Origin of the sequence: Streptomyces mexicanus (assembly GCF_902506575.1) — a bacterium.
In the GTDB taxonomy this organism is placed as follows: Bacteria; Actinomycetota; Actinomycetes; order Streptomycetales; family Streptomycetaceae; genus Streptomyces; species Streptomyces mexicanus.
This window is the reverse complement of sequence record NZ_LR732599.1, coordinates 1-1,575: the sequence shown is the minus strand read 5'-3', so window position 1 is coordinate 1,575 and position 1,575 is coordinate 1. Positions and strand designations below refer to the sequence as shown.

Below are 1,575 nucleotides of genomic sequence, written 5' to 3'. Positions count from 1 at the left end.
GAGGGGAGGAAAAAAAGAGGGAGAGGAGAGAAAGAGAAGGAGAAGGAGGAGAGGGGAAGGAAAAAGAAAGGAAGGAGAAAAAGGGGGGGAGAAAGGAAGGAAAGGAAAAGGGGAGGGGAAAGAAAGAAGAGGAAGGAGGGAGAAAAAAGGAGAAGGGAGAAGGGGAGGGAGGGAGGAGGAAGAGAGAGAAGGGAGGAAAGGAAGAAGGAGAAAGAAGGAGAAAGAGAGAGGGAGAAAAGGAAGGGGGAAGAAGGAAGGAGAAGGGGAGAGGGGAGGGGGAGGGAAGGGAGGTGAGGGTGCTGGAGCACGGTGGCCACCGCGTGTCCCCCAAGTTGGTCCAGACCAATTGAGTTGTCAATGGGTCCGGCGCAAACTCCCGGGCGGTGCAGGCGGCTTGGACGCGCTCTCGCCCGTCCCCCGGTCCCCGCGGTCAACGGATCGCCGGGGCATCCACGCTTTCGGGCCTGATCGAGATGCTCACCCTGCCCCGGTTTGCCGTGACTTGTGCAACATGAGATGTCATCCGGCTACGGAATCGCTGTTCTCCGGTCACAGGGGCGTGGTTACAGTGCTGAGGTAGTCACGCAGTGAAGTCGATTCGGTGCGCCGGAGGACCGACGGCGGGCCGGGCAGGCGTCCGACCGGGGGGAGCGCGCGTGTCCACTGTCATCGCTGTCACCAGTGCCGACATGGCGCTGCCCGCACAGGACGAGCGCACCGCGCCCGCCGTCGTCCTGCAGGACGTCCACCGGCAGCCCCTGGAGCAGGCCCTGGACGGCATGCAGGCCCTGCTCGACCGGCACGGCCACGTGATCGTCGTGGCCTCGCAGGCCGTGGCCGCGGCGGTGGAGCGCCGGCTGCACACCGTCCGCTCCCTGCTGGAGAGCGACCGCATCGCCCTGTTCCGCCCGGCCCTGCCGCCGCTCGGCGTCGCCGTCCTGGCCCGTCAGCTGCGGCAGCTCGCCTCCTGCGACCTCGGCCCGGGCGTCCTCGCCTCGGCGGGCCGGCTGCTCACCCACTACGTCCACTGCGGCGCCGTGCTCACCTCCGTCACCCACCTGGACCGCGTCCCCGTCGGGCTGCGGGCGCACGCCCGGTCCTGGGTGCCGGGCAGCCGGTTCGGCGTCATCGCCCACCCCGAGCCGCAACTCGTCCGGATCGGACCCGACGCCGTCCTGCGCGGCCCGGACTTCGGCACCTGGATGGTGGTCGCCCGCGGCCGGCTCCAGTCCGACTGGGCGGGCACCGCCCTCGCCCCGGCCTGGCGCGTCCTCGGGGTGCACGAGGCCGCGCTGCCGGCCGAGTCCGCCCAGTGGTGGGGCACCGGGAAACTGGTCGAGTTCTGCTCCTACCTGCCCGACCTGTCGATCCTCTACCAACTGGTGACCTCGGTACGGCAGAGCGTGTGCCACTGGTGCGGCATCGATGTCATCGGCGACCGCTGCGTCTTCTGCTCCGCGACCCCACCCGCCTACGACGGCCCGGCCCACGCGGCGCCCGCCTTGGGCGGCTCCGCCCGCGCCACGCCCGCCTTGGGCGGCTCAGCCCGCGCCACGCCCGCCCTGGAGAGCCCCC

General features: G+C 69.4%; 2 protein-coding genes. Both read left to right on the top strand.

Annotated features, from left to right (window positions below):
• Nucleotides 1-350 (top strand): hypothetical protein (locus GV126_RS32970; protein WP_201299970.1); only part of this gene is annotated, 350 nt, incomplete at its 5' end.
• A gap of 339 nt (nt 351-689) precedes the next feature.
• Nucleotides 690-1,575, top strand: an 886-nt coding sequence (locus GV126_RS32965) for a hypothetical protein (protein WP_438947887.1), incomplete at its 3' end; no start/stop codon positions are given.